This is a genomic window from Desulfosediminicola flagellatus (assembly GCF_005116655.2).
Taxonomy (GTDB): Bacteria; Desulfobacterota; Desulfobulbia; order Desulfobulbales; family Desulfocapsaceae; genus Desulfopila; species Desulfopila flagellata.
The window spans coordinates 3,486,365-3,509,566 of the sequence record NZ_CP050698.1 but is presented as its reverse complement, the minus strand read 5'-3'; the positions used below and the strand labels follow the sequence as shown (position 1 = coordinate 3,509,566).

General features: G+C 43.4%; 10 protein-coding genes. 8 read left to right on the top strand and 2 right to left on the bottom strand.

The genetic code is table 11. The annotated features are described in order from the left end of the window. Positions 1 to 177 precede the first annotated feature (177 nt). From FCL46_RS14470 to FCL46_RS14445, 6 genes are all read left to right on the top strand, one after another. A complete protein-coding gene (locus tag FCL46_RS14470; RefSeq protein WP_136807510.1) occupies positions 178 to 810 on the top strand; it encodes a tyrosine-type recombinase/integrase in 633 nt (210 codons plus the stop codon). Between the two features lie 442 nt (positions 811 to 1,252). Further along, complete coding sequence (locus FCL46_RS14465; protein WP_136807512.1) at positions 1,253 to 2,029, top strand: aspartate/glutamate racemase family protein; 777 nt, start codon at positions 1,253 to 1,255, stop codon at positions 2,027 to 2,029. 853 nt (positions 2,030 to 2,882) lie between these two features. Further along, positions 2,883 to 7,619 carry a non-ribosomal peptide synthetase gene (locus tag FCL46_RS14460; RefSeq protein WP_136807514.1) on the top strand — a complete coding sequence of 1,579 codons (4,737 nt, stop codon included), beginning with the start codon at positions 2,883 to 2,885 and terminating at the stop codon, positions 7,617 to 7,619. 14 nt (positions 7,620 to 7,633) lie between these two features. Continuing rightward, the gene (locus FCL46_RS14455; RefSeq protein ID WP_167505875.1) at positions 7,634 to 10,006 is read left to right on the top strand and encodes a PhpK family radical SAM P-methyltransferase; all 2,373 of its coding nucleotides are present in this window, start codon (positions 7,634 to 7,636) and stop codon (positions 10,004 to 10,006) included. Positions 10,007 to 10,024: 18 nt separating this feature from the next. Next, complete coding sequence (locus tag FCL46_RS14450; RefSeq protein ID WP_136807518.1) at positions 10,025 to 13,366, top strand: non-ribosomal peptide synthetase; 3,342 nt, start codon at positions 10,025 to 10,027, stop codon at positions 13,364 to 13,366. Between the two features lie 330 nt (positions 13,367 to 13,696). After that, positions 13,697 to 15,973, top strand: coding sequence for a mechanosensitive ion channel family protein (locus FCL46_RS14445; RefSeq protein WP_167505876.1), 2,277 nt, complete (start codon positions 13,697 to 13,699; stop codon positions 15,971 to 15,973). Positions 15,974 to 16,201: 228 nt separating this feature from the next. Here FCL46_RS14445 and FCL46_RS14440 read toward each other — a convergent pair whose 3' ends face one another. Further along, positions 16,202 to 17,923 carry a methyl-accepting chemotaxis protein gene (locus FCL46_RS14440; protein WP_136807522.1) on the bottom strand — a complete coding sequence of 574 codons (1,722 nt, stop codon included), beginning with the start codon at positions 17,921 to 17,923 and terminating at the stop codon, positions 16,202 to 16,204. 1,604 nt (positions 17,924 to 19,527) lie between these two features. On the opposite strand from FCL46_RS14440, the gene FCL46_RS14435 reads away from it, so the two are divergent. Continuing rightward, entirely contained in the window at positions 19,528 to 20,739 is a 1,212-nt protein-coding gene (locus FCL46_RS14435) for a hypothetical protein (protein WP_136807523.1), read from the top strand. A 369-nt stretch (positions 20,740 to 21,108) separates the two neighbouring features. Here FCL46_RS14435 and FCL46_RS14430 read toward each other — a convergent pair whose 3' ends face one another. Next, entirely contained in the window at positions 21,109 to 21,768 is a 660-nt protein-coding gene (locus tag FCL46_RS14430; RefSeq protein ID WP_136807525.1) for a hypothetical protein, read from the bottom strand. 488 nt (positions 21,769 to 22,256) lie between these two features. Here FCL46_RS14430 and FCL46_RS14425 point away from each other — a divergent pair, with 488 nt between their 5' ends. Further along, complete coding sequence (locus FCL46_RS14425) at positions 22,257 to 22,544, top strand: integration host factor subunit alpha (RefSeq protein ID WP_136807527.1); 288 nt, start codon at positions 22,257 to 22,259, stop codon at positions 22,542 to 22,544. Positions 22,545 to 23,202 lie beyond the last annotated feature (658 nt).

Here is a 23,202-nt window from a genome sequence, read left to right as displayed (position 1 = left end):
GCAAATACATCCACAAGACCGAAAATCAAGTTTTCACAACTGAACCAAGCTGACCGGAGATAACTGTCTATAATAGCGATGTTAACTGTGCTTCATTTGTTGGTGTGATTCAAACTTGCTTCGATCTTCTTTTTGGGCTATTTTGAATCAAAACTAATTACTTTTGATTCAGGTCCTATGAAAATTGAAAAATCACCAGAAATGAGTCTTTTCTCTCCTAAAGGGGAAAGATTGTACCTGACCGCTCAGGAGCGAAAAAATTATCTAGCCGCTGCGGAAGAAGAGGATCGTGAAAATCGGATTTTTTGCCATGTTCTCCATTACACTGGCTGCCGACCTTCAGAAGCTCTTGAGCTTTCACCCAGTAGGATATTGATTGATAGTAAAGACATTGTTTTTCGTTCTTTGAAAAAGAGGAAAAAGGACGGAAGGGGCAGGGAGAAGCAGCCTGAATTTAGGACTGTGCCGGTCCCTAAAATTCTGATTGATAGCTTTGATTATGTTTTTGACATACGGCGACTACACCGGAGAAACGAAGGTTTGAATAAACCTTTCTGGTCTATGAGTCGACCAACGGCTTATCGCTTAGTAAAACGAGTTATGGATCGAGCGAAGGTTAAAGGAAAACAGGCTACAGGAAAGGGCTTGAGGCACGGTTTCGGTATCGCCATGTTATCGGGTACTAAGCCCTTGCCTATACATATTTTAGCTCAACTTATGGGTCACAGTAGCACCAAAACAACAGAAATCTATCTTCAAGTTGTTGGAAATGAAAAACGTAAGCTTGTCCTCGATGCATGGGAAGAATGATTTTCTAATGAGGCGATCCTCCCTTCAATTCACGTATCCAGCATTTATTGAGAAGTGTACCTGCCTGATAGTCGCCGAAGAAAAAAGAGATTCTGCTCTGTAACAGTTTTTCCTCTTGGGACAATACTGTCTTAGGGGGCGGTTGCTTATTACTCGAATACAGTGGGAAACCAATTCGCATAGTTCAACGAGTGTAATATGGTGCAAGAAGTTGTGATGTTGTCAAGTATTCGTAGTTACGTGTAAAAGAGGTGGGTGGTAACTGGTTATAGCAGTGAGATGCGTGTAGAATACCTTTGTTTATGAGTAAATTTATGATCAAATGAGACGTAATCTCTCATGTGGAAGGTCTTTAGCTGATTAATCGGTAGGAATCGACCCCTTTGCTCATATAGAAATATAATACAATAAACTTCGGTCAAGCCTTCTGGTTAATTGTGTGATGCTGGTCAACAGAACATTTGCTCCTACAATCATCATGATACATCCCATAATCGGCTTAATTGGTGGTATGAGTTGGCATTCAACTGTTGTCTATTATGATATAATCAACTCGGTTGCTGAAGACGCCACAAACAAATCAAAGAATGCAGAAATTCTGCTATACAGTGTCAATAGTGCACAAACCGCGAAGTGGTTGCACCAAGGTGATTTTGATTCCCTTGCAAGATATCTGCGTAAAAAAAATCAGTTGCTGGTTTCTGCTGGAGCGGATTTTACATTGATGGCGTGCAATAGTGCTCACATTGTTTCCGGCCCGATCTCGAAGGCAAGCGAAGTGCCTTTTGTTCATATTGCTGATCCAGTGACTCAGAAGTTTATTTCGTGCGGCTACAAAAAAGCTGGAATCCTAGGTACATCATTTACTCAAGATCATAGAATATATGATGAAACATTCAAAAAGTATGATGTCTCAACTGTTTATCCATCAGATGAAGATATGGCTAAATTAACAGACATTATTTACTCGGATTTATGCTTTAATCGCAAACACCGAGCGCACATAGTTCATGCAATGGCTAACGATTTGATTCATCGTGGAGCTGATGCAATTATTTTGGGATGTACAGAACTTTCTCTCATTTTTGATGAGCAATCATGCGACTTCCCGGTACTCGATTCTGCTATAATCCACGCGGCGACAGCAGGGGAAATCTTTGCAAAGGGTGTCGACTGGTGGACTACAAATCAAGCATGGCGCGTTAGTGCAGCGACATAGGTTCCGGGCAGGGCATCTTTTCACGATGGTTCTGTAGGTGATTTGTTCAGGGGTCTCCGTTGATTAGTCAAAGGGAGACCGGGAGTCTTGCCATCAACGTTGATTCCATTCTCATTACCGAAGTGCTCTTCTGGCAAATTTTATACTATTTGATGAACAGAAAGTATATTCATTTAGAGCATACGCAATCTCGTCACAATGTACAGACACGTCTTCAAAATACTCATCAATATGGCATATGTGCCTAGCCTGCAAGTGGATCCTTGCCGTTCGTTGCCATCAGGTTGGAGTTTTCGTTAGTCGGATACGCCCTAGCCCCCAATTATAGAGGAAAACTTAGTTTTACACGTGACGAAAGAGTGTGATAGAACCAGTATTGGGTACTGTTAAATTGACATGGTGTTTTCGATCTACTTTTCTTTAAAGTCTTTGGGGACGTTGTTTGCTGACATAAAACATACGATTTAGTTTTAGCCAGTTATCTCCCTTTATAGTCAGTTTTGATTCTAAAACGCAGCATTCTGTTCAAGAACGAGGCGCACCTCAGATTTTTACCTCAGGTATATAGCAGATATTCTGAGGATAAAAATCTTGGCCGTCACGCTAATATTGGCCAGAAGGGTCGATTTAGGATGAAAACTCGTTTGAGCATATCTGAGCACCTGGAAATGCTGATGCTTTTCTATTTCACTTTCAGTGACAAGAAGAGCTGGTGATCGTGTTGGAATATTAGAACTACATTAGAAATCCTCTCGGAGGGATTCTCACAAATCCAAGAATTACAGTTCAATAGAAAAATTTAATAGAAGAGTATTATAACCAGATACGTACTGCTACAACCTTGTTGAAATTTATGTCAAATATCCAGGATCGATTAGAGTCTCTTAGTCCGGCCCAGCGTGATTTGCTTATGAAGAAAATCAGGCAAAGAGGTCAGGCCGGTAATGTAGAGGTTCAAGCCAAGAGCTATCCCCTTATATCGGTTAACCGTCATGATCGTATGCCGCTTTCACTCGCGCAGGAGCGAATGTGGTTTATTGAACAGCTTGATGAAACACTCAACGCGTATACGGTTGCTAGTGCAGGGTATATTGAGGGAGGACTGTCCTGGCAGCATATTGAACAGGCTTTGAGGATGGTTGTTGATCGTCATGAAATGCTGAGGACAACATTCGGAGACTTTCAGGGTAAACCATTTCAATCAATAACAACCAAATCAGTGTTGGATTATGGCTATAGCGATCTCCGATCATTGGATAGCAAAAGGCGGAATATCGAGAAAGATGCCTTGATTGAGAAGAATACAAACGCACCTTTCGATCTTGCAAGCGGTCCTCTGCATCGCGTCCGGCTGATAAGGCTAGAGGATGAACGGTTTGTGTTACTGGTCGTTATGCATCACATTATCACTGATGGATGGTCGTTAGGTGTGTTTTTCGGCGATCTTACCCAATTCTATAATCAACTTACGAACACGGTCGACCAGACATTGGCACCGTTGGCTATACAATATGCCGACTATGCCGCCTGGCAGCATAGTCTTGCCCGAAATGGGGCATTCGAATTCGATATTAAGTATTGGAGAAATTCTCTTAAAGGCGCAGCTCCCCTTTTAGCTCTGCCAACCGACAGGCCACGGACGGGCTCTGGAACCGCCTGTGGCGCGACTGGGAGTTTTTTCATTTCTTCTCAACTGACAGCCGGTCTCAAGACGCTTGCAACTCGAACTCAATCGTCCCTGTTTATGATCACATTAGCGGGATTTTCCGCTCTGCTCAATAGATACTGCAGACAGAATGATATCATTGTCGGCACGCCGGTGGCGAACCGAAAGATGCTGGAATTTGAACCTCTAATCGGTCTGTTTGTTAATACTCTCGCTTTGCGCATTCATTTTTTTGATGACTCAAGTGTCGAGTCGCTTATTCAGCACGTTCGTTCAGTAGTTATCGATGCATTTTCTCATGAGGATGCTCCGTTTGAGCAGGTTGTTAATGCGTGTGTCGATGATAGAAATCTTGACCATTCCCCGCTCTTCCAGGTGATGTTTGCATTCCAGAATTCACCTATGCCTGGATCTGCCTTTGGGGATTGTCATTTCACACCGATTGCCATAGAGCGCAACAGCACGCATTTTGATCTGGGCTTCTTTCTTGGTGAAAAAAATGATGGGTTGGAGGTCTCATTTGAATACCGCACAGAACTATTCGATGAGGAAACCATTCAACGGCTAGGTAGATATTATTTACGTGTTCTTGAGGGGATGGTGTGTTCTCCCGGCAAGTTATTATCAGACATTCCACTACTGTCACCTCAGGAAAAGACTGGACTGACCTGTGGTCGAGGCGAGGTACGACAGGGAGAAGAGCGTGATACTAATGTCATCGCACTCTTTGAAGAGCAATGCCAAAAGAATGAGTCACGAATTGCTCTATCATGGTCTGGTCAGTCGATAAGCTATCGACAGCTCAATGGTGCTGCAAATCAGATAGCAAAAATGCTGCGAACAAAAGGCGTTGGCCCTGATGTTGTGGTGGCTGTCGCCCTTGATCGCTCTGTGGATATGGTAGCTGCAGTTGTCGGCATTCTGAAGGCAGGCGGTGCTTGTCTTCCTGTTGACCTGTCAAATCCTTTAGAGCGCAGCAGGACTATTTTTGTTGATAGTGGAGCAAGGATTCTCATCACCTCATCAGAGATTATCGACAAACATCAACAATTCAAAACTGTTATTGATGAAAAGATCTCGGAAGCATTTTTAATTGATACCATTTCGTATACTGCACCGGCGGAAGATCCTCCTCCGCTTACTCAGAATCTTGATGATCTTGATGATCTTGCTTATGTCCTTTATACCTCAGGTTCTACCGGAAAACCTAAAGGGGTGGCCATGCCTCATCGGTCACTCACCAATCTGATCAGGTGGCAACTTGCCGAAGAGGGGTTTGGTGACAAGGCCATCACACTCCAGTTTTCCCCTCTTTGCTTTGATGTCTCTTTTCAGGAAATATTTTGTACTCTCTGTTCCGGGGGAAATCTTGTCCTGATTGATGAGAATGTTCGAAGAGACAGTGAAGCGTTGCTTGATCTTTTGGTTAGCTCAAAGATTGAAAGATTATTCATGCCTTTCGTTGCACTACAACAACTGGCAATAACTGCGGTTAAGAAGCGACAATATCCATCTTTTCTTCGGAATCTGATCACCGCAGGCGAACAATTACGAATTACTGACCCGGTAAGAACCTTTTTTAACGAGCTGCCTGAATGTCGGTTACATAATCAATATGGGCCCACTGAGAGCCATGTTGTAACATCTCTGACTCTGCCAATTGACGTCAGCACCTGGCCGATACTTCCATCTATTGGCAGGCCTATTGATAACTGTGCAATTTATATACTGGAGAACAACATGGAGCCGGCTCCTGTAGGGGTTCCGGGAGAGTTGTTTATTGGTGGGCAGGTGTGCGCCAGAGGCTATTTAAACAGGCAAGAGTTGACCATTGAGCGATTTATTTCAGATCCGTTCAGTGCTGTTCCTGATGCGCGTATGTACCGAAGTGGTGATCTTGCCAGATACCTGCCAGACGGGAGCATTGAGTGTCTTGGACGTGTTGACCACCAGGTTAAGATCCGGGGGTTCCGGGTGGAACTTCAGGAGATTGAAAGTGTGCTGGATTGTTTTTCTGCGGTGAGAGAGTGTGCTGTGATAGTCGATGATCAAGATGACGCCCAACCTGAACTTGCCGCCTATGTTGTAGGTATTGCTGAAAGCGATATGGCCGATTTGCGGCTGAAACTCGCTGAAAAGCTGCCATCGTATATGGTTCCACGGTATCTGGTGCCGATTGAGAAAATGCCATTGACAGCAAACGGCAAAATTGATCGTCAGAAACTTCTTGCTATAGACCGTTCCGCCAATACTGCTGTACTCGAGAGCCAGGCCTCAAGGCCAACTGAGCAGATACTGTGTGAAATATGGGCACGAGTTCTTGAGCTGCCAACAGTTCACCCACAAGATAACTTCTTTGATATTGGAGGACATTCGCTTCTGGCAACACAACTCATTTCTGAGATCAATGCGTTGTTCTCACTCACTTTGCCGATCCGTGATATTTTTGATTGTCCTACTGTTACAGAGCTTGCAGATCGTATCGATTCAAATGAAGTCCAGGAAGAAGAGGATCTGGGTTCTAACTTTCAGACGGACAATGAACAGTCGGTACTTTCTTATGCTCAGGAAAGGCTATGGTTGATTGAACAATCACTTAAGGGGATTGCCGTCTATAATATGCCTGTTGCGTTAAGGTGTGAAGGGGAGTTGGACGTCGAGATATTGCAGGAGGCAATATCTATTATCATCAAAAGGCACGAGACTCTCAGGACGACTTTTACTAAAGACGAAACGGGTACTCCTCAGAAAAAGGTTCTCGACGAAATTGATTTTGCCCTAGTCAGGCATGAGCAGGAAGCCAGCTCCCCTGATGCTAAAGAGCTATCCTCTATTGAGCGAATTATTCTAAGGGAAGCAAACACCCCTTTTGATTTAGAGCGAGGTCCTCTCATCAGGGCGGGAATTATCGAAGTTGAGCAGAATTGTCACGTCATTCTTATAACCTTTCATCATATCATCTGCGATGGCTGGTCAATCGGAGTATTCTCAAGAGAGCTCTCAACTCTGTATAATTCTCTACTCTCAGGGGATATTCCTCAGAGTAAAGCACTGGAATATCAGTACCATGATTTTTCGTTATGGCAACGGCGGCTTCTGGCTGGTCGCGGTGGCACAGTTATGCGAAACTATTGGATGAATCAACTCAAGAACACTCCGCATCAACTCGAATTCCCTACTGATTTCATCCCGCCTGCGGTAACACGAAATGCCGGAAATATTATATCATTCCAATTAGACAAGGAGCTGTGCGGTGATCTACACGCTCTTTCACGTACCCAGGCAAGCACATTTTTCATGACAATGCTGTCCGCATTTTCCTGGCTCATTTTTCGGTATACAGGACAGGATCAGTTTCTTATCGGGACCCCCATTGCTAATCGTAACCAAAAACGGTTTGAATCGATTATCGGTTTTTTTGTCAACATGTTGCCTATCCGGGTTGATCTCTCCGGCGATCCAACCTTTACCGATTTTCTGAAACAGGTCAGAGGAACATGTCTTGAGGCATATACCCATCAGGACATGCCTTTTGACGAAATGGTTCGGGTTCTACGGCCGGACCGTCTCCTCAACCGTCACCCCCTGGTGCAGGTTGTCTTTGTTTTACAAAATACGCCGGAGCCAACTCTCAAGCTTGGGAACACGAAGTTGACACCCATTGGCAGAGAACAGACTGTGGCAAAATATGATCTTCTTGTGTCACTCACCCAGAGCAACGGGGAATTGCATGGAGCACTGGAATACAGCACAGAACTTTTTTCGGAAATGACAGCTCAGGGAATTGTCGAGCTTTACAAAAACATACTGAACACTGTTTTAAAAAATCCTCAGGTACGGCTTCTTGAACCTGAGCTTTCCCCGAATGATGTGTTTGATGGGCAGCCAGCACTGGCAGCCGACGATATCCAGTTCGATTTTTAATAAAGGAGATGGTGATGACTGATTGTCTCTTGATCGGTTTTAATGAGGGAGATCCTAGTGAAATTTGTTCCAATATCAAGGGCATGGGCGAAAGAAGCACTGCCTGGAGAGATGTTCGTACATCGGTGGTAAGCCACGAAGGAAAATATCTGCGCGCACTTGATGTCTTAACTTTGCTCGCCAATAAAGATGCCGCTAATTCCGTTGAGATGTATCACAATATGGATTTACTCTCACCGGCCATTCTTTATCTTGGCAGCTTTATAAAAGATCAAGGCTTCAGTTTTGATTACATAAATCTGTTTCATCAGGAAAAAGAACAGCTTAAAAGCAAACTTCTTGCTGGAGATGTTTGTTCTATCGCCATTACCACAACCCTCTATGTAACTCCTGAACCGATACTGGAGATTGTCACGTTTATTCGGCAATACGATCCGAAAGTCAAAATAATCATCGGCGGTCCCTATATCCTGAAAGAGACCATCCATGCAGATCCAAGCGAAATCCAGCGCCTGTTCAAATACCTGGATGCCGATTTTTATGTGATGACGAGTGAAGGTGAAAAGGCCCTGAGTGAAATCCTCTCAGCACTAAAAAGTGGCAGTAACTTTGAACATATTCCAAACTGCGCCTATCGTCTGGATAGCCATTATCATATCAATTCTCTGATACCTGAAGAGAATTTTCTCGAAGACACGCTTATTGACTACACATCTTTTCCATGCACGGATCTTGGTGAAAACATTTCTGTCCGGACGGCTCTTTCCTGTCCGTTTTCGTGTGCGTTCTGCGGTTTTCCGCAAAAAGCAGGGCGTCACAGAGCTGCTGATCTGGCGCATGTTGAAAAAGAAATTGATGTTATCCACAATCTTGGAAATGTCAGCACCATTACTTTTCTTGATGACTCCTTCAATGTTCCTCGTAAACGTTTCAGGGAAATGCTGAAGATGATGATTCGTAAACGTTATCAATTCAAATGGAATTCCTTTCTTCGCTGTGATCATGTTGATGCCGAAATTATAGAGTTGATGAAAGAAGCTGGATGTGAAGGGGTGTTTATTGGTGCTGAGTCAGGGAATGACGAGATGTTGCGACGCATGAATAAAACCGTCCGCCGTCACCATTTTTCTGAAATAGTACCACTTTTCAAAAAGGCCGGAATTGCTTCGCACATGAGCCTGATTGTCGGATTTCCAGGAGAGACTGACGATTCTGTGCGTGATACAATTTCGCTCATTGAAGAATCTCAACCTGATTTTTACCGTGCTCAATTATGGTATTGCGACCCTATGACCCCGATCTGGGAGAAGCGTGAGCATTACGGAATTAAAGGAGCAGGTTTTAACTGGACGCACAATTCAATGAGCTCACAGAAGGCGATGGATTGGGTGGAAGAGATATTTATGTCTGTTTCAGATTCACTCTGGCTTCCTCAATACGGTTTTGAGCTGTGGTCCATTTTTTATCTACAGCGTAAAGGTATGAGTCTGCCTCAGGTAAAACAATTTCTCACCTGTTTTAACTCGGCAGTAAAAGAGCAGATTATAGATAGCACCTTAATCACACTGAGCAATAACACGATCGAAAATCTCAAGGCAGTATGCTCTTTTGATAGTACCGTTATGCCATCTTCAGAGCCTATTAAGCCGGGGTATGTAGAGCATTATCGTCAAGCGACAATGTTTTGGAAGAAGGTGTATGAATCTCTTCAGTTGTTGACCCCGAAGGCTATTGGATTGCCTAAGCCAAATGAGGAGCCATCTCAGGATGTGCCACTGATAAAAGGGAGTATCCTGGGAGAGGTGGCCAGGCAACTCAAGGTTGAGGAGCAGATTCTTGCTCTTGCACTTTATACGGCAATATTATCGAGATTCTATGGTGAATTCCAGGTGTCTCTCGGGGTTATTAGTACGAAAAAACAGCATTTTCCTCTTTCAATTAAGGTGAATTGGGAAGGCCCGTTTCGGGAGCACCTCGATGCGATACACACGACTCTCAGGGAAAGTAGTATCCATGCGGAGTATATGACGTATTTTCTCAATTCCCCATTCCATGTCTGGGCAGATACAAAAGCGTTGTCCCAACTACAGGCAGGTTTCTTTATGGCTGATAGCGCTGACGTGGACGATAAAGAAGAGAACTATTTTGGAAGAATTCCTCTCCAGCTTGTCTGGCAGGGAAACGGTGATGACTCCTTTCTTATCCTGAGGAGCGTTCAGTCTTTCATGTCACCAGAAACTGCCCAAGACTTTGCTCGGTTCTTTAACGAGGCTCTTAATGAGGTACTGCAAAATCAGAATAGATTAATTGTTTCCTTGCTCGCAAGCGAGGGGGCAGAACACCACGACACAGATGATGCTGAGGAATGTGTCGAATTTCAATTTTAATAGAGAGTGGCAAGAAAAATGACAGTGCAAACTCCAACGACTATACTCTTTGACCGCAATCTTATTCAGCAGCGGGAGTACTGGAAAAAACAACTTCGCGATCCTGACTGTGCTGCAGGTATACTTCCTGATTTCCCTCATCCTTCTGTTTATGATGGAGAGATAAACGAAATCCATTTTGAACCGGACAATGCATTGTCGAAGCGAATCGTTGAACTTGCCCGCAATAATGACCAATTGCTTTACGCTATTCTGAGTGGCTGCATAAAGTTACTTATTCACACCTACACAGAGGCTGAGCGAATCGCCGTCGGAAGCCCGACACGTGGAAGTGATGCTGTACCAAATGCCCTGCCGATAATAAGTCATGTCAAGCCTGAGATGCTGATGAGTGAAATTCTGGCATCTGAACTTGAGGTACTGCGTGAAGCATATAAACATCAAGAGTGGCCATATGAACGAATGCTGGCAGAAGCCGGATTAGATATCGATCTACCGAAGTGCCGCATTTTCGATATTGCGCTTATCCTGACAAACCTCAATGGATCACTACCTGAAGTTCGAAATGATATAACCATCACTCTCACCAGGGATAATGATCATCTAACCGGATTCATTTCCTATCGTCCTGCAGTGTATAAAAAACAGTCCATAGAGCGGTTTGCCGATCTTGTTTGTAGAACTCTCGATTGGACCGTCGCAGATCCTGGTAGAAAGGTGGCAGACCTGAGCCTTCTTCAACAGGATGAGCAGCAGAGCATCATGGAAAAATTCAATAATTCAGTTAAACCTTTTCCTGATGATGTCTGTTTTTCAGTTTTATTCGAAAGACAAGTGAGCAGGGCTCCGCAGGCACCAGCCCTTATGCATGAAGAAACGGTGATTTCGTATCATGAACTCAATCATCGAGTGAATATTCTGGCAAGTCACCTTCAGGCCAACGGGTCGATTCGGAATCACGTTGTCGGTATCCATTTTGATCGTACACCTGAAGGCATAGCGGCGATTTTGGCAGTCTTGAAGGCTGGTGGGATCTACCTGCCTCTTGATCCTGATTACCCAAATGAACGTCTTGCATTCATGGTGAATGATACTCAGGTTTCGCTCATTCTTACAGACAGGACCCGGATAGACTGGTTGGATGATTCTAAAGGCATCACCATCATCAACCCGAGTACTATAGAGAACGAAAATGAGGCAAGTTGCTCAGAAAACCTTACGAGGGTGGTTGGGTCTGATGACCACGCCTATCTGATTTACACCTCAGGTTCTACTGGAACACCAAAAGGCGCACTTAACTCTCATCGTGGTCTGTGCAATCTGACTACCACCCATATTGAAGCATTCGAAGTTACACCCCGGAGCCGCGTTCTACAATTTGCGTCATGGAGTTTTGATGCCATGATATCTGAGCTTGCTATGAGTCTCTGCTCCGGTGCATGCATGTGCCTTTGCACGGCAGAGGCAATGCTGCCGGGGCCACCGTTGACTGAAGTGATTAATACCCTCCAGATAACCCATATTACACTTCCACCTGCGGCACTACAGTATTTGGAACCTACGGAATTGCCGACTCTGAGCCATGTTGTTACAGCGGGCGATTTTTGTCCTCCTGAACAGATTGCACGGTGGTCATCTTCAAAGGTGTTTTACAATGCCTACGGTGTTACTGAAGCGGCTGTGTGCAGTACAATTGCACCAGTTTCAAGTGACGATACAGTAAAAGGCATTGGCAGACCTATGGCTAATACCACTGTCTATATTCTTGACGACAAGAAAAGAATGATGCCAATTGGCGTTCCTGGCGAGATGTATATTGGAGGGGAGGGCGTGGCTGAAGGATACCTCAATCGTGTTGAACTTTCAGGCGAAAGGTTTATGCCTGATCCCTTTTCCAGTTTTAGAAGTGGACGGATGTACCGGAGTGGAGATAGGGGACGATTCTTGGAGGATGGGTCTATCGAACTTTTTGGCAGGATAGATCAGCAGATAAAAATACGGGGATTTCGGATCGAACCCGGTGAGATTGAGCATATTCTTGAACAAGAACCAACAGTGAAGCAGGCAATTGTTTTACCATGCCTTGATGATTCTGCTCTTGCGGCTTTTATTGAAGCTCCTGGTTCGGAACCGGCCAAACCTGATCTCATCGAGCATTGCAGCAAATATCTCCCATATTTTATGGTGCCTTCGACCTGGCATATTCTCAGCGCCTTCCCAGTCAATCCTAATGGGAAGATTGACCGCAAAGCACTCCGTGAACTTGCAGATGCTGATCGGGAAAGGGCAAGAGAGTGCGCAGCCCCGCGTAATAGTTTGGAGCTGCAACTGGTTGGGATTTGGCAGGAGATTCTCGAAACGTCTTCAATAGGGATTAGAGAAGATTTTTTTGAACTTGGAGGGCACTCGCTGCTTGCCATTCGGCTCCTGGCTTTGATTCAACACCGCCTATCAGTGAAGATGTCACTTGCTGTGTTAATTGAACATCCGACGATAGAGAAAATTGCAAAATATATGCATGAAAATGCAACTAAAAATATTCCATTTACTCATATTGTCCAGATTCAACCCAAAGGGGAGAACCGACCAATATTTTGCTTCCATCCCGGAGGTGGTAATGTTCAGGGATACCTTGAGCTTTCACGTTTGCTCGGTGAAAATCAACCCCTATATGGAATTCAGGCAAGCGGATTTGATAGCGGGCAGGATGTGATCACTGATATTGAAACGATGAGCCAAAGATATATGGATGCTCTGAGAACCGTTCAACCCAATGGCCCCTACGCACTTATTGGCTGGTGTTTCGGAGCTCGCGTGGCCTACGAATGTGCTGTTAAACTCAGCGAACAGGACGAAAAAGTAGAATATCTGGCTTTTCTTGATGCCTACGCTCCACATGTTATACCCGATTCGTTGAAACAGAGTGACGATGCAACTTTGTGGGAAAGTCTTCTTGCAGAGGACACGCCTATCTCTGCGGAAGAATTACGGATGTATAAACCGGAAGAACAAGTAGAAATGGTAATAAAGTTGGCAAAAGAGGCTGATCTCATACCTGATTATTACAGTGACGAGCAGGCGCGAAATGTAATGAAGATTATTCGGGCAAATAGTCGAATCGTTCAGAGCCCGATAACCTCGAATTATTCGGGCCGTGTAGAACTTTTTAAAGCGGACGAAGAGGTGGAATTTGCCAAGCGTTTAACATCAAACCCATCCCTAGGTTGGCAGGAGGTTATCTCCGATCCTGTTACAATTACATTCGTTCCCGGAAATCATAACACCCTTGTGCGTGAGCCTCATGTACAAACCCTTTCGGATTGTATAAAAAAATCCCTGAGTAATTTAAGAGAATTATAAGAGGCTGAATGAACAACTGTAGAACTCGCACAAGCGGAGATTCTATGATGATGAACTGAACCGGGCAGGCTTTTAATTCTATGGTTCTCTGCGTGTTGCTCTTTATTGCTGCAAATCAACTACGCAAATAAAACGATTTAACTCATTCCTTTAATTTTTTGTCGGACAGACTTTTCGGCATAATGGAAAAAATAATCACAGTTTAAACGAATCATCTTTTGGCTTTACAATATTCGTCTCAAAAAGATATCATCAACGTGATAGGCTCTTTCGTTCGAAAATTGCCCAAAGGATTATCCTCATATGTTGAATCCAGTTTGGAGAGACAGTATGAAACAACTCGTACGTATAGTCTGTACAGTCTTATTCTTTTGCCTGTGTCATTTTTCTCTCATAGTATTTAGCAGTAGTGCTGAAGAGACTGCAGAGAGTTCCGTTCCCCGGAGCGAAGTGACAACCCAGGGTAAAGAGCTACCCGCCGCTCAGTTAAACACGCAGGATGCCCGACCGCACCCTCCTTCCATGTGGCTACACATGCTCGACAGAAGTGAATCGTCAGAATTTGAAAACAGCAGTGTTTTAGCCTTCGCTCTAAAGGTTCCAGGAGACCTTGCCAGAGTTTTCAAATCCGTTGGAGGAGAGTACGGCAGCGGAGGATTGTTGTATGTTCTCTTTCTGGTGGGTGTGTCATTATTATTGGGTTTTATGGTTGTTTTCGGAGCAAAACGCATCGCTGGTAAAGGGATTGCTAAACTTGAACAGATTTCTCCTCCCGCCAGTGACAGTCTGTCGTGCCTTTGGGCTGGGTTTATACGATCAATTCCTTCTCTTGCCAGTGTGGTAGTATTGGCACTGTCGGCTACCCTTGTATTTCTTCTTTTGTCGGGAGATGTAACAACCGGGGGGCGAATGCTGTTCCTGCTTATTCTTGGTATTGTTCTCATTATCAATATAACGTCACTCATTAGTAAAATTGTTTTTGCTCCCCATGATGCCGGGGTGCGTCCATTTGCTCTGAACGATTCAGTTGCAAAATCTCTGTATCGTGCCACTGCCATATCCGTTAGTGTTGTCTTGTCTGGCAAGCTCATTGGCCGCTTCATAGTAGATCTCGGCGCCCTTCCACAAACCATTTCCTGGGTGGCAATTATCCTTGGTACCACGGTTATTGCAATTCTTGGAGGTCTTGTGATCTATCTGAAAATTCCAATTTCAGAGTCATTGCAGGCAGCCGAACATGAGGATAAGAACTGGATCAAGGGACAACTTGCAGCGTATTGGCACGTCCCTGCACTTTTGTATCTCCTTTTCGCCTGGTTTACCTGGATAGGTCAGGAACTGTCTGCAACAGTCGTCAGAAATGGTTCTTTCATTATCAGTTTGTTTATTATCCCAATTTATTTTGTCCTGAGTTATGCAGGGCGCGCAGTTATCAGATCAGTTTTAGATTCTCTGGGCGTTGGTGTAACTCTAGATCCAGATAGTATAGATACGGACGATGAAACCGCTATTGAAGAGGCGCAAGCGGTGATTACCCGCAACGAGGAAATTGAATCAAAAGCGTATCTACTATTCAGAATCATACTTGCCACAGCAATAGCGACATGGACATTGACACTGTGGGGCTATGACATTCCTTTTGCGTCTAATGCTATCAGGGCCATTTTTGAATCACTCATCATCCTTGCTTTGGCCCTTATGATCTGGCGCGTTACTTCAAGGTACATCGCAAGAAAAATAGAAGAAGCGACACCCGAACCGGCTGAAAAAGCCGAAGAAGATGACAACGAGTTCGGTGGGGCAATTCCGGCCAGTCGCAGTCACACACTGTTGCCAATGGTACGTAAGGTACTTGCCTCAACGCTGATTGTTATGGTCAGCCTGACAATTCTTTCTTCTCTCGGAGTAAATATTGCGCCAATTTTGGCCGGTGCCGGAGTACTGGGACTAGCAGTAGGTTTTGGCGCGCAAAAACTGGTTTCAGATGTGCTTTCCGGATTCTTTTTTCTGCTTGATGACGCGTTTCGTGTCGGTGAATATATCCAGGCCGGCTCGACCAAAGGTGCCGTGGAAGCTATCACCTTGAGGAATGTAATGCTGCGGCATCATCGTGGGATGCTCCAGATTGTGCCTCACAGCGATCTTGGTGCAATTACCAATTACATGCGCGGAGGAATCGTCATCAAATTCCCTCTGGAATTCCCATACGACACAGATATTGAGAAGGTGCGGAAGATCATCAAGAAAGTCGGCCAGGCTATGCTTCTGGATGAGGAACTGGGCGACGATTTTATCCTGCCAATTAAGTCGCAGGGTGTGAATGAAATAACAAATTCTGTCATGATTATCCGGGTGAAATTTACCGCAAAACCTGGCAAACAGTTTGTAATTAAGCGTGAAGCTTTTCGTCGAATTACCGAGGCCCTTGCTGCCAAAGGCATACATTATGCCCATCGAAAGGTGATTGTGGATTTCCCTGATGACGCGCACAAAGGTGACATGGATGAGGAGACACGGAAGAAGGTTGTAGAAGCCGGTGCTGCAGCTATAATCGCAGCGGATGCTGCGGATCAGCAGAAACAGGCTGCAGCAGTACAAGAAGAATGAGGAACGAGTGCTTGAGCATTTGGCTTACTAAACTGCTAACTTTCTCATGAGTAAACAATTCACTTTTCAAGAGCTGATCCTGTAACGTTTTTCATTGAATTGTGATGGGACATGCAGCTTTCCAAAAAAACTGTTTGTGCAAGCTTGCTGAGGATAAGTGGTTATCAGAAAATTTTTAACAGATGACCGGAAAAGATTATCCGGTCATCTGTTATTTAGAACTAAAGGTTAGACCTTAAAGCTTCCAACGATACCATTTAATTCCTGGGACCGTTCTAAGAGATCCCGGGCACTATTGCTGACCTCATTACTACTTTCCGAGATTCTATGGGCAGCAGCGGACACATCGGCTATGTCCTTTGAAATATCGGTTGCCACAACAGAACTCTGGGTAACATTTTCATTGACCTCCTGGATGCCTATACTTGCCTGTGCAATATTATTGGCAATCTCCTGAGTTGCGGCCGTCTGCTCTTCAACTGCCGTAGCAATAGTTGAGACGATGTCATTCACGCCGGTAATTACTGATGCTATCTGTTCAATACCTTCTTCTGTTATTTTGGAAGTATTTTGAACATCCTCGATAAGGCTTTTGATATCCAGTGTCGCTCCAGCTGTTTGCTTTGCCAACTCTTTAATTTCATTTGCCACTACCGCAAAACCTTTGCCTGCTTCTCCTGCACGTGCTGCCTCAATGGTAGCGTTCAATGCAAGCAGGTTGGTTTGCTCTGAAATCTCAGTGATCGTTTCGGTAACTTTGCCGATTTTTTCTGCGGCTGTTCCGAGCTCTTTCATTTTTTCAAAAGCATTTTTAGCTTGATTTACCGCGTCCGAGGAAACAGCTCTGGCCTTTTCAGCGTTTTCAGCAATTTCATTTATGGTTGAGGACATTTCTTCAGCAGCAGTGGCGACCATGTTTGCATTGGTAGATGACTCTTCCATTGCAGCGGCAACGTTGTTCAAATTCGTACTCATCTCTTCAGCTGCTGCAGCCACACTGGTAGATCGTTCAGATGTATCTTCTGCTCCACCAAGTAATTGCCCGGATATCGATCTAAGTTGTTCTGAACTATCACCAACGCTTGTTGAGTTGGATGCAATCTTCTTTATCATTTCCTGAAGTTTTTCAAGGAACACATTGAACCAGCCGGCTAACTCAGCGATCTCATCTTTTGCTTTAATTTCGATACGTTTTGTGAGATCACCTTCACCCTCAGCAATATCCTTAAAACTGTTGATCATCGATTTGAGGTTGTTGACGATTCCCAGGGCTATGAAAATGATAAGCGTAATAATACCACCGAAAATACCACCAGCTGTCATAAGCATAGTAACTGTACTCGCCTGGACTTTGGATCCAATCTCTTCTCCCATCTGCTTTTGAACTACCGCGATGTTATCAAGATATACTCCTGTTCCGATCCACATTTTGGTGCCTGGTATCATTTCGGCATAGCCTAGCTTGTCGACTAGACCTGCACCTGGTTTGTCAAAATTAAATGTTACAAACCCACCGCCTTTGCTGGCAGCCTCGTGCAATTCTCTTACAAAATAGACGCCATTTTTATCTTTTGTATGGCCAAGATCGTTTCCCTGTACCGATTTTTTGGTAGGCAAAGCAAGGCACGTGGTGTTCTCATAGACAAAGAAGTATCCGGAACTATCATCCTCATACCGGATATCGTCTATCATCTTTCTAATAACCTCTATCTGCTGATCAGGATCTGATATGTTCTCAATAGCGTGCCCGGCAGATAGTGCGGCAGTATGTGTTGCCACTTTCACTTTAGCTTTTTGATCAACCAGCATCACTTCACCAGTCTTAGCAATTCCCATGTTCTTGGCTTTGTTGCCATTTTGAATAGCAAACCAGACCATGACCGCAAACAATGCAAGTGTTGCGATAACAATAAGGAACATCCGTTTTTTTACGGTTAACCTGTTTAGCATTTTGACCTGTCTTTACCTTTGTATTTTGGAGGGAATTATTAGAATCCGAATACAGATTCATATTTGTAGAATTACGTTATCATGCAAAGTTAATTTCAATCGAACTTGCAAATTCCACACCGAAATACACTGTAATTGGGTGTGTCTTGAAGTTGCAATGTAAGTATTTGATAATGTATGACATGTTTGGTTATTGGCGGTTGGTTAGTTTTGAAACCTCTGTTTCGATATTGTAATCCGGGGCTCGAACTGGTGAGACCAGCAACATATCTGACCAGGATGATAGTCAGGTTACCGTGAGTAATGAATAGCAAGGGCATTCCCAAAATGAATATGGACAGGTGGAGCACGGCAGTATTATACCGTCTCAAATTGAAGGTTAGTAATTGCAACACCTTATAGATGCACGTTTTGATCAGCGAAGATTTCTAATAGTCTCTGCTCGGAGATAAATCCTGATTATATTCAGCTTATTAAAGGTGTTCTTTCAATGAATGACGGCATAGATAGTTCTATAGAATACCTCAGCTTGGTTACGCTTCACTTTGAGTGATAGTGCTTCTTAGGCATAAGCTGTCTGTTTTAATATTATGCCCATAAATCAATTCATTATAATGAATTGATTTATGGGGGTAGACCACTGGCACAGATAATTCAACACAGAAGTGAGGGGGGAGTCGATCTCATATCTTCTTGTGATTTCCTCACAGAACTAAGGTCAGGCAAAAAAGCTGGAGAGCATCAACATTGTCATGGCTGAATCCTTAAATTCTTTTGAGAATATACTATGGAGAGTGAATCTGAAGCCGTTAATAAAGCTAACCAACACTGAGATAGGAACATGTTTAAGGCCGGCACCATAATCGAGATTCATGAAAAAACAGCACTGACCTAACGATAAGTTGCTGTTGTTGCTGCAGCGCTCCTCCTCCTATTCGACATGGTATTTTCATGGGTTCTCTATGTAATTAATATGTAGGTCAATATGTGATACGCTAAATAATATCCTAACAATTGTCTTTTGGGCCAATAGGATGGTTCCTGCGCTCTGCAATGGAGCTATTTTGCATCACAATACAAGCAGATTAGATGGGAGGTTTGTTAGGCGTAATAAAATTCTTTTTAACCCTGCTGGCTTAGATACTATTTATGATAGCGACCAGTTCGGGATTGAACCTATCGTAAACGTGGAGGAATCGGAAGAAGCGATTGAATTGTCCCTAAAATTCCCCGCAATGTACTTGAGCGACATTACCAAAAGGTTGCCTGGTAACAATATGGCATAAAGATACGCTCCTGAAAAAGTTGAGACCATCCTCGACAGTAATCAAGCTCTCATTACGTGATCTGCGACTTCGACCAATTTCAAGACCGGACAGAATTCTCAGGGGTTGCGTCGCAGCTCCAGGATGCAGGTATCGTGAGTTAAGGGTCAGGATCTAATGGATAAAATTTGAACGCAAAATTCAAGACCTCTGTGTTGAATCAGAGGTCTTGAGCGGGCTCAATACAGAGGGGAAAACGCTTACAGGCTATGTGTATTGCATTGTTTTAGATGCCTTGATCAACGGATACTGGGAAAATTGCTGTTAGGGAGGGATTCCATGGAAAAGAAACCAATAAATGCCGAAACAGAAGACTCTAAAACTGATTCCAGTAAAGCTGAACCTCTGCAGAAAGATACGGGCAAGACTCAACAGTCGGGAGGAGGCGCACTGGGGTTTATTGATACTATTACTTCAAAAGCTACAAATCTTTTCCAGAAGCCTGATAAAATAACTGGTGCGAAAATAAAGTGGGTACGTCAGATGGAGGCCAATGAATCTGCAAAGTGGTTTCGGGAGGTAGGCTTCAGGCTTGATGATAATGATGTACCTAACGAAATAATACTGATTCCGGAAAAAGGGCAGGAAGAGCTGGCTAATGATGAGCTGGAGTTGTTACGGGAGGTGAAAATCGCTTCTGTGCGCCTCAGTACAGCATTTCGAGAGTATCCACAAGAGCGCGAGCAGCTATATTATTCATTGATGGACGTTGTTGTAAACGGATTTTACGGCAAGAATACTGAAATAAAGCTTGCCAAATTATACTTCGCTGCCTTCAAGAGTATGGTACCCATTGAATCACAGAAGGTTAGGAGGAGATTTTTATTGAGTACCATAATCTGTAATCTGATTGTGGTTTTTGTATCGCTAGCCTTTATTTCACTCTGGCTACCGATGCATTATTCAGTGTTTAGTGATATGGATAAAGCGTTTAGCCTTTGTCAACCATCAGTGTCGAATAACTTTAGTGAAGAAGTCATTAAAAATGGCGCTTCGCAAGAGGGGATTAAGAGGCATAGTTACTGTGACGGACTCTCAACATCCTTAGCCCTTAATGTTACCTCATTATTAATTCCTAACTGGTCGGCTCTTAATGAGACCAAAAGGAAATCATACGCAGGTACGGTTAAAAAAACATCAAATCTTATTCTAGGCTATGGACTCGCTATAATTGGTGGGGCAATCGGCTTACTTCTTACCGGTTTTTTAAGATCTCGAGAAATAACATATGAAGGTTTTGATGATATTTATCGTTATGGAATGCGCCCGGGGCGTTACCTCTTACTGATCACCATATTGGCTCTAGTTCTTCTTATTATGTTGGAATTTAATGTCTTCATACTAGGTGTGGGGAGTGTAGTTTTAAACGAAGTCAGTTCAAATCCGCTGTTTGGATTACTGATAGGTCTCCTGTGCTCGATAAGTGAACCAATAGTTTCAAAGATGGTAATAGATAGAATGAAGCCAGCAGAGACAAAAGGAGGTAAATGATGTGGTAGGGATATTTTTAAAAGCGGTATGCCGGTACACAAAATGAGTTTTTTATATTGCCTTACACTGCCTATCACTGAGTTTGCGCACGTGAACTCCTCACGTTTCACTACCTGGGGTAGTCTTGGATGACCACAACAGGCATGCTACATGGTTTTAAAAAATGCTGTTAGTCGTTTGTTTAGGATAATACTTTAAAGAATCAGAATTACAGAGCACTGGTCTGGCATTACCGCTGTGGAGTTCAGCATCGACGGCAATAAGATCGTTAGAGGAAGCCGCCAAGACGACCAAAAAAGCTCTCCAGCGGTCAGGGTCTTGAACTCAAGCACGGGCGCAGTGGCTTTTCTGACACTAGTAATATTGCGGCTAATCTTCATTATTCCCAATGTTTTCATTTCCACTAAAAAATCCGGCATAGAAATAGGCAATACAGAGAAAAGAAGCAGATGATGAGATGATTAAATACGTGAGACTTGTGTCAATTTCTCCCCAGTGCCAATTAATTTGAAAACCTGAAAAGAAATTTAGTACCAGCTTTGAGAATGTCACAGTAAGGATCATATATCCAATTGTTCCTATAAGAAAATATCTGTTTTTGTTGCTCCATATTTTAACTGTGAGAAGGGAAAAAATTAGGCAACAGCAAAAAAGCATGACAGCGCCTAGCCATAGGCTAAATACATGAATTAATTGACTGTTATTTGTTAAGTTGAACGAAAAGTAGAATTGAAGCAACATGGATAGTGCTAGTATCTTAGGAATAATGGTGATTAGAGCCCCTATAATCCCAGCCCAACCTGCAATATTAGAATACATTCCGCTATTTGATGTTGAAGATTTTAATTTGTAGAAAAATAAGAATTGAGCAATGCCGGATAAGATATTCAAACAAATAACGACAAAGGAAATGGTGGGATTACCGAAGATGCCGTGCCACAAAGTATCTATCAATTTGACTAGATATATATAGCCTAATCCAATGAAAGCGAGTCTTGCGGAAGATGAAAGAGTTAAATTGGCCACCATCACTTATCCCCAGCATAAAATATATAGTTCAGTTTTAATCGTTGAGGAATATATCACTCAAACAATTTGTTGGGAAGTTGTTTCCCCAGGCAACTCTAAACCATTGGTGCAGTTCAAACATTAACCGTGTTCCTGTTAAGGTTCAGGTAACATCATTATTCTTTGAGGTAGTTCAGAAATTGGAGTCTCTCTGCACTTGCAGGCATAACGTAAAGATGTATCAATAGGGATGTGCGTAGGGCAATTTTGTATCCCTTTCCATTACTTTTCAATAATAGTGCCACATTGAGCAACTAAATCCTGATGTGTTGCATAATATGCATGGATTGGCCTGACAATTACTCTCCTCAGAGTAGGTGGTTAAGAAAGTTGAATAATTGACGAATAATCTGCTGTTATGTATTGATTTTATTGTGCCAACCCTTTAGTCTGTTAGGCAGTCGATCTGATTTCCTATACTAAAAATGATATCCCTAAAAGAGACAATCATGACATTAACAAAAGCTGACTTAGTTGAGGCGATTTATAAACATCATGATAGCATAACAAAAGCTGGTGCTATAGATGCAGTTGAGGCCTTCTTACGGATTTCTAAGGAAAATCTCATATCTGGATCAGGCTTATTGTTGAGTGGTTTCGGTAAGTTTTGTGTGAATGACAAAAGACAACGAAAAGGCCGTAATCCTCAAACTGGCGAAGATCTTATGTTGGATGCACGTCGTGTTGTGACGTTCAAGCCTTCCGGGATTTTGAGAGATCGGGTTAATAACGGGTAGGGTCGAGAATAGAAAATTACGAGAGAGATATTCTCAAGACTTGAGCCCCAACTGATACCTTGTGGTTACGTAGAGAACAAATTTGGTTTAATGCTGCCTGGGATTTCTTACGTTATGTCAGGAGAGTGGGTAGGTGTTTCCTCTCATTCAATAAGCTATCACGATGTTGTATTGTGATATTCTATTGAATGAGAGGGTGCTTGCGTGGTTGCTTCGCTAATTCTGGTTTTAGATATAGATCCGGAAACAACAGCACAAGTGATCGCTTCTCTACATTTATCCAGTTGATTACCAGTATCCCCTATCTGCAACGACTTAGCACCAGTCTATGAGGTCTTAAAAGCTAATGGTGGGGGCGCTGGGCTTGATGAGTCAAGTGCTTTCACAATTGCTGGACCAGTCATTACGATTTCAATACTGCTATCTTAAAACACATGATCTTCTCCAGGTCTTAAGTCAGAATATCTACACAAGACATCCCTGATAAGTGAATGCTCTGTCAGACATTCGATATCGGAGGTAAGACCAGCAGTTCAATGTGTTTTTATCCCCTGTTAACAATTAAATTAATCCTGTCAGAAGACGGTGTTTTTATCTGATATCAGAAAGGCTTCAATTAGCGGTAAGCGGTAAGCGGTAAGCGGTACAATTCTCCTGC

Bases quoted from the DNA above. Each gene is read 5' to 3' on its own strand.
- FCL46_RS14440 (WP_136807522.1), bottom strand. From the start codon at position 17,923: ATGCTAAACAGGTTAACCGTAAAAAAACGGATGTTCCTTATTGTTATC.
- FCL46_RS14445 (WP_167505876.1), top strand. From the start codon at position 13,697: ATGAAACAACTCGTACGTATAGTCTGTACAGTCTTATTCTTTTGCCTG.
- FCL46_RS14455 (WP_167505875.1), top strand. From the start codon at position 7,634: ATGACTGATTGTCTCTTGATCGGTTTTAATGAGGGAGATCCTAGTGAA.
- FCL46_RS14430 (WP_136807525.1), bottom strand. From the start codon at position 21,768: ATGGTGGCCAATTTAACTCTTTCATCTTCCGCAAGACTCGCTTTCATT.
- FCL46_RS14450 (WP_136807518.1), top strand. From the start codon at position 10,025: ATGACAGTGCAAACTCCAACGACTATACTCTTTGACCGCAATCTTATT.
- FCL46_RS14425 (WP_136807527.1), top strand. From the start codon at position 22,257: ATGACATTAACAAAAGCTGACTTAGTTGAGGCGATTTATAAACATCAT.
- FCL46_RS14465 (WP_136807512.1), top strand. From the start codon at position 1,253: ATGCTGGTCAACAGAACATTTGCTCCTACAATCATCATGATACATCCC.
- FCL46_RS14460 (WP_136807514.1), top strand. From the start codon at position 2,883: ATGTCAAATATCCAGGATCGATTAGAGTCTCTTAGTCCGGCCCAGCGT.
- FCL46_RS14435 (WP_136807523.1), top strand. From the start codon at position 19,528: ATGGAAAAGAAACCAATAAATGCCGAAACAGAAGACTCTAAAACTGAT.
- FCL46_RS14470 (WP_136807510.1), top strand. From the start codon at position 178: ATGAAAATTGAAAAATCACCAGAAATGAGTCTTTTCTCTCCTAAAGGG.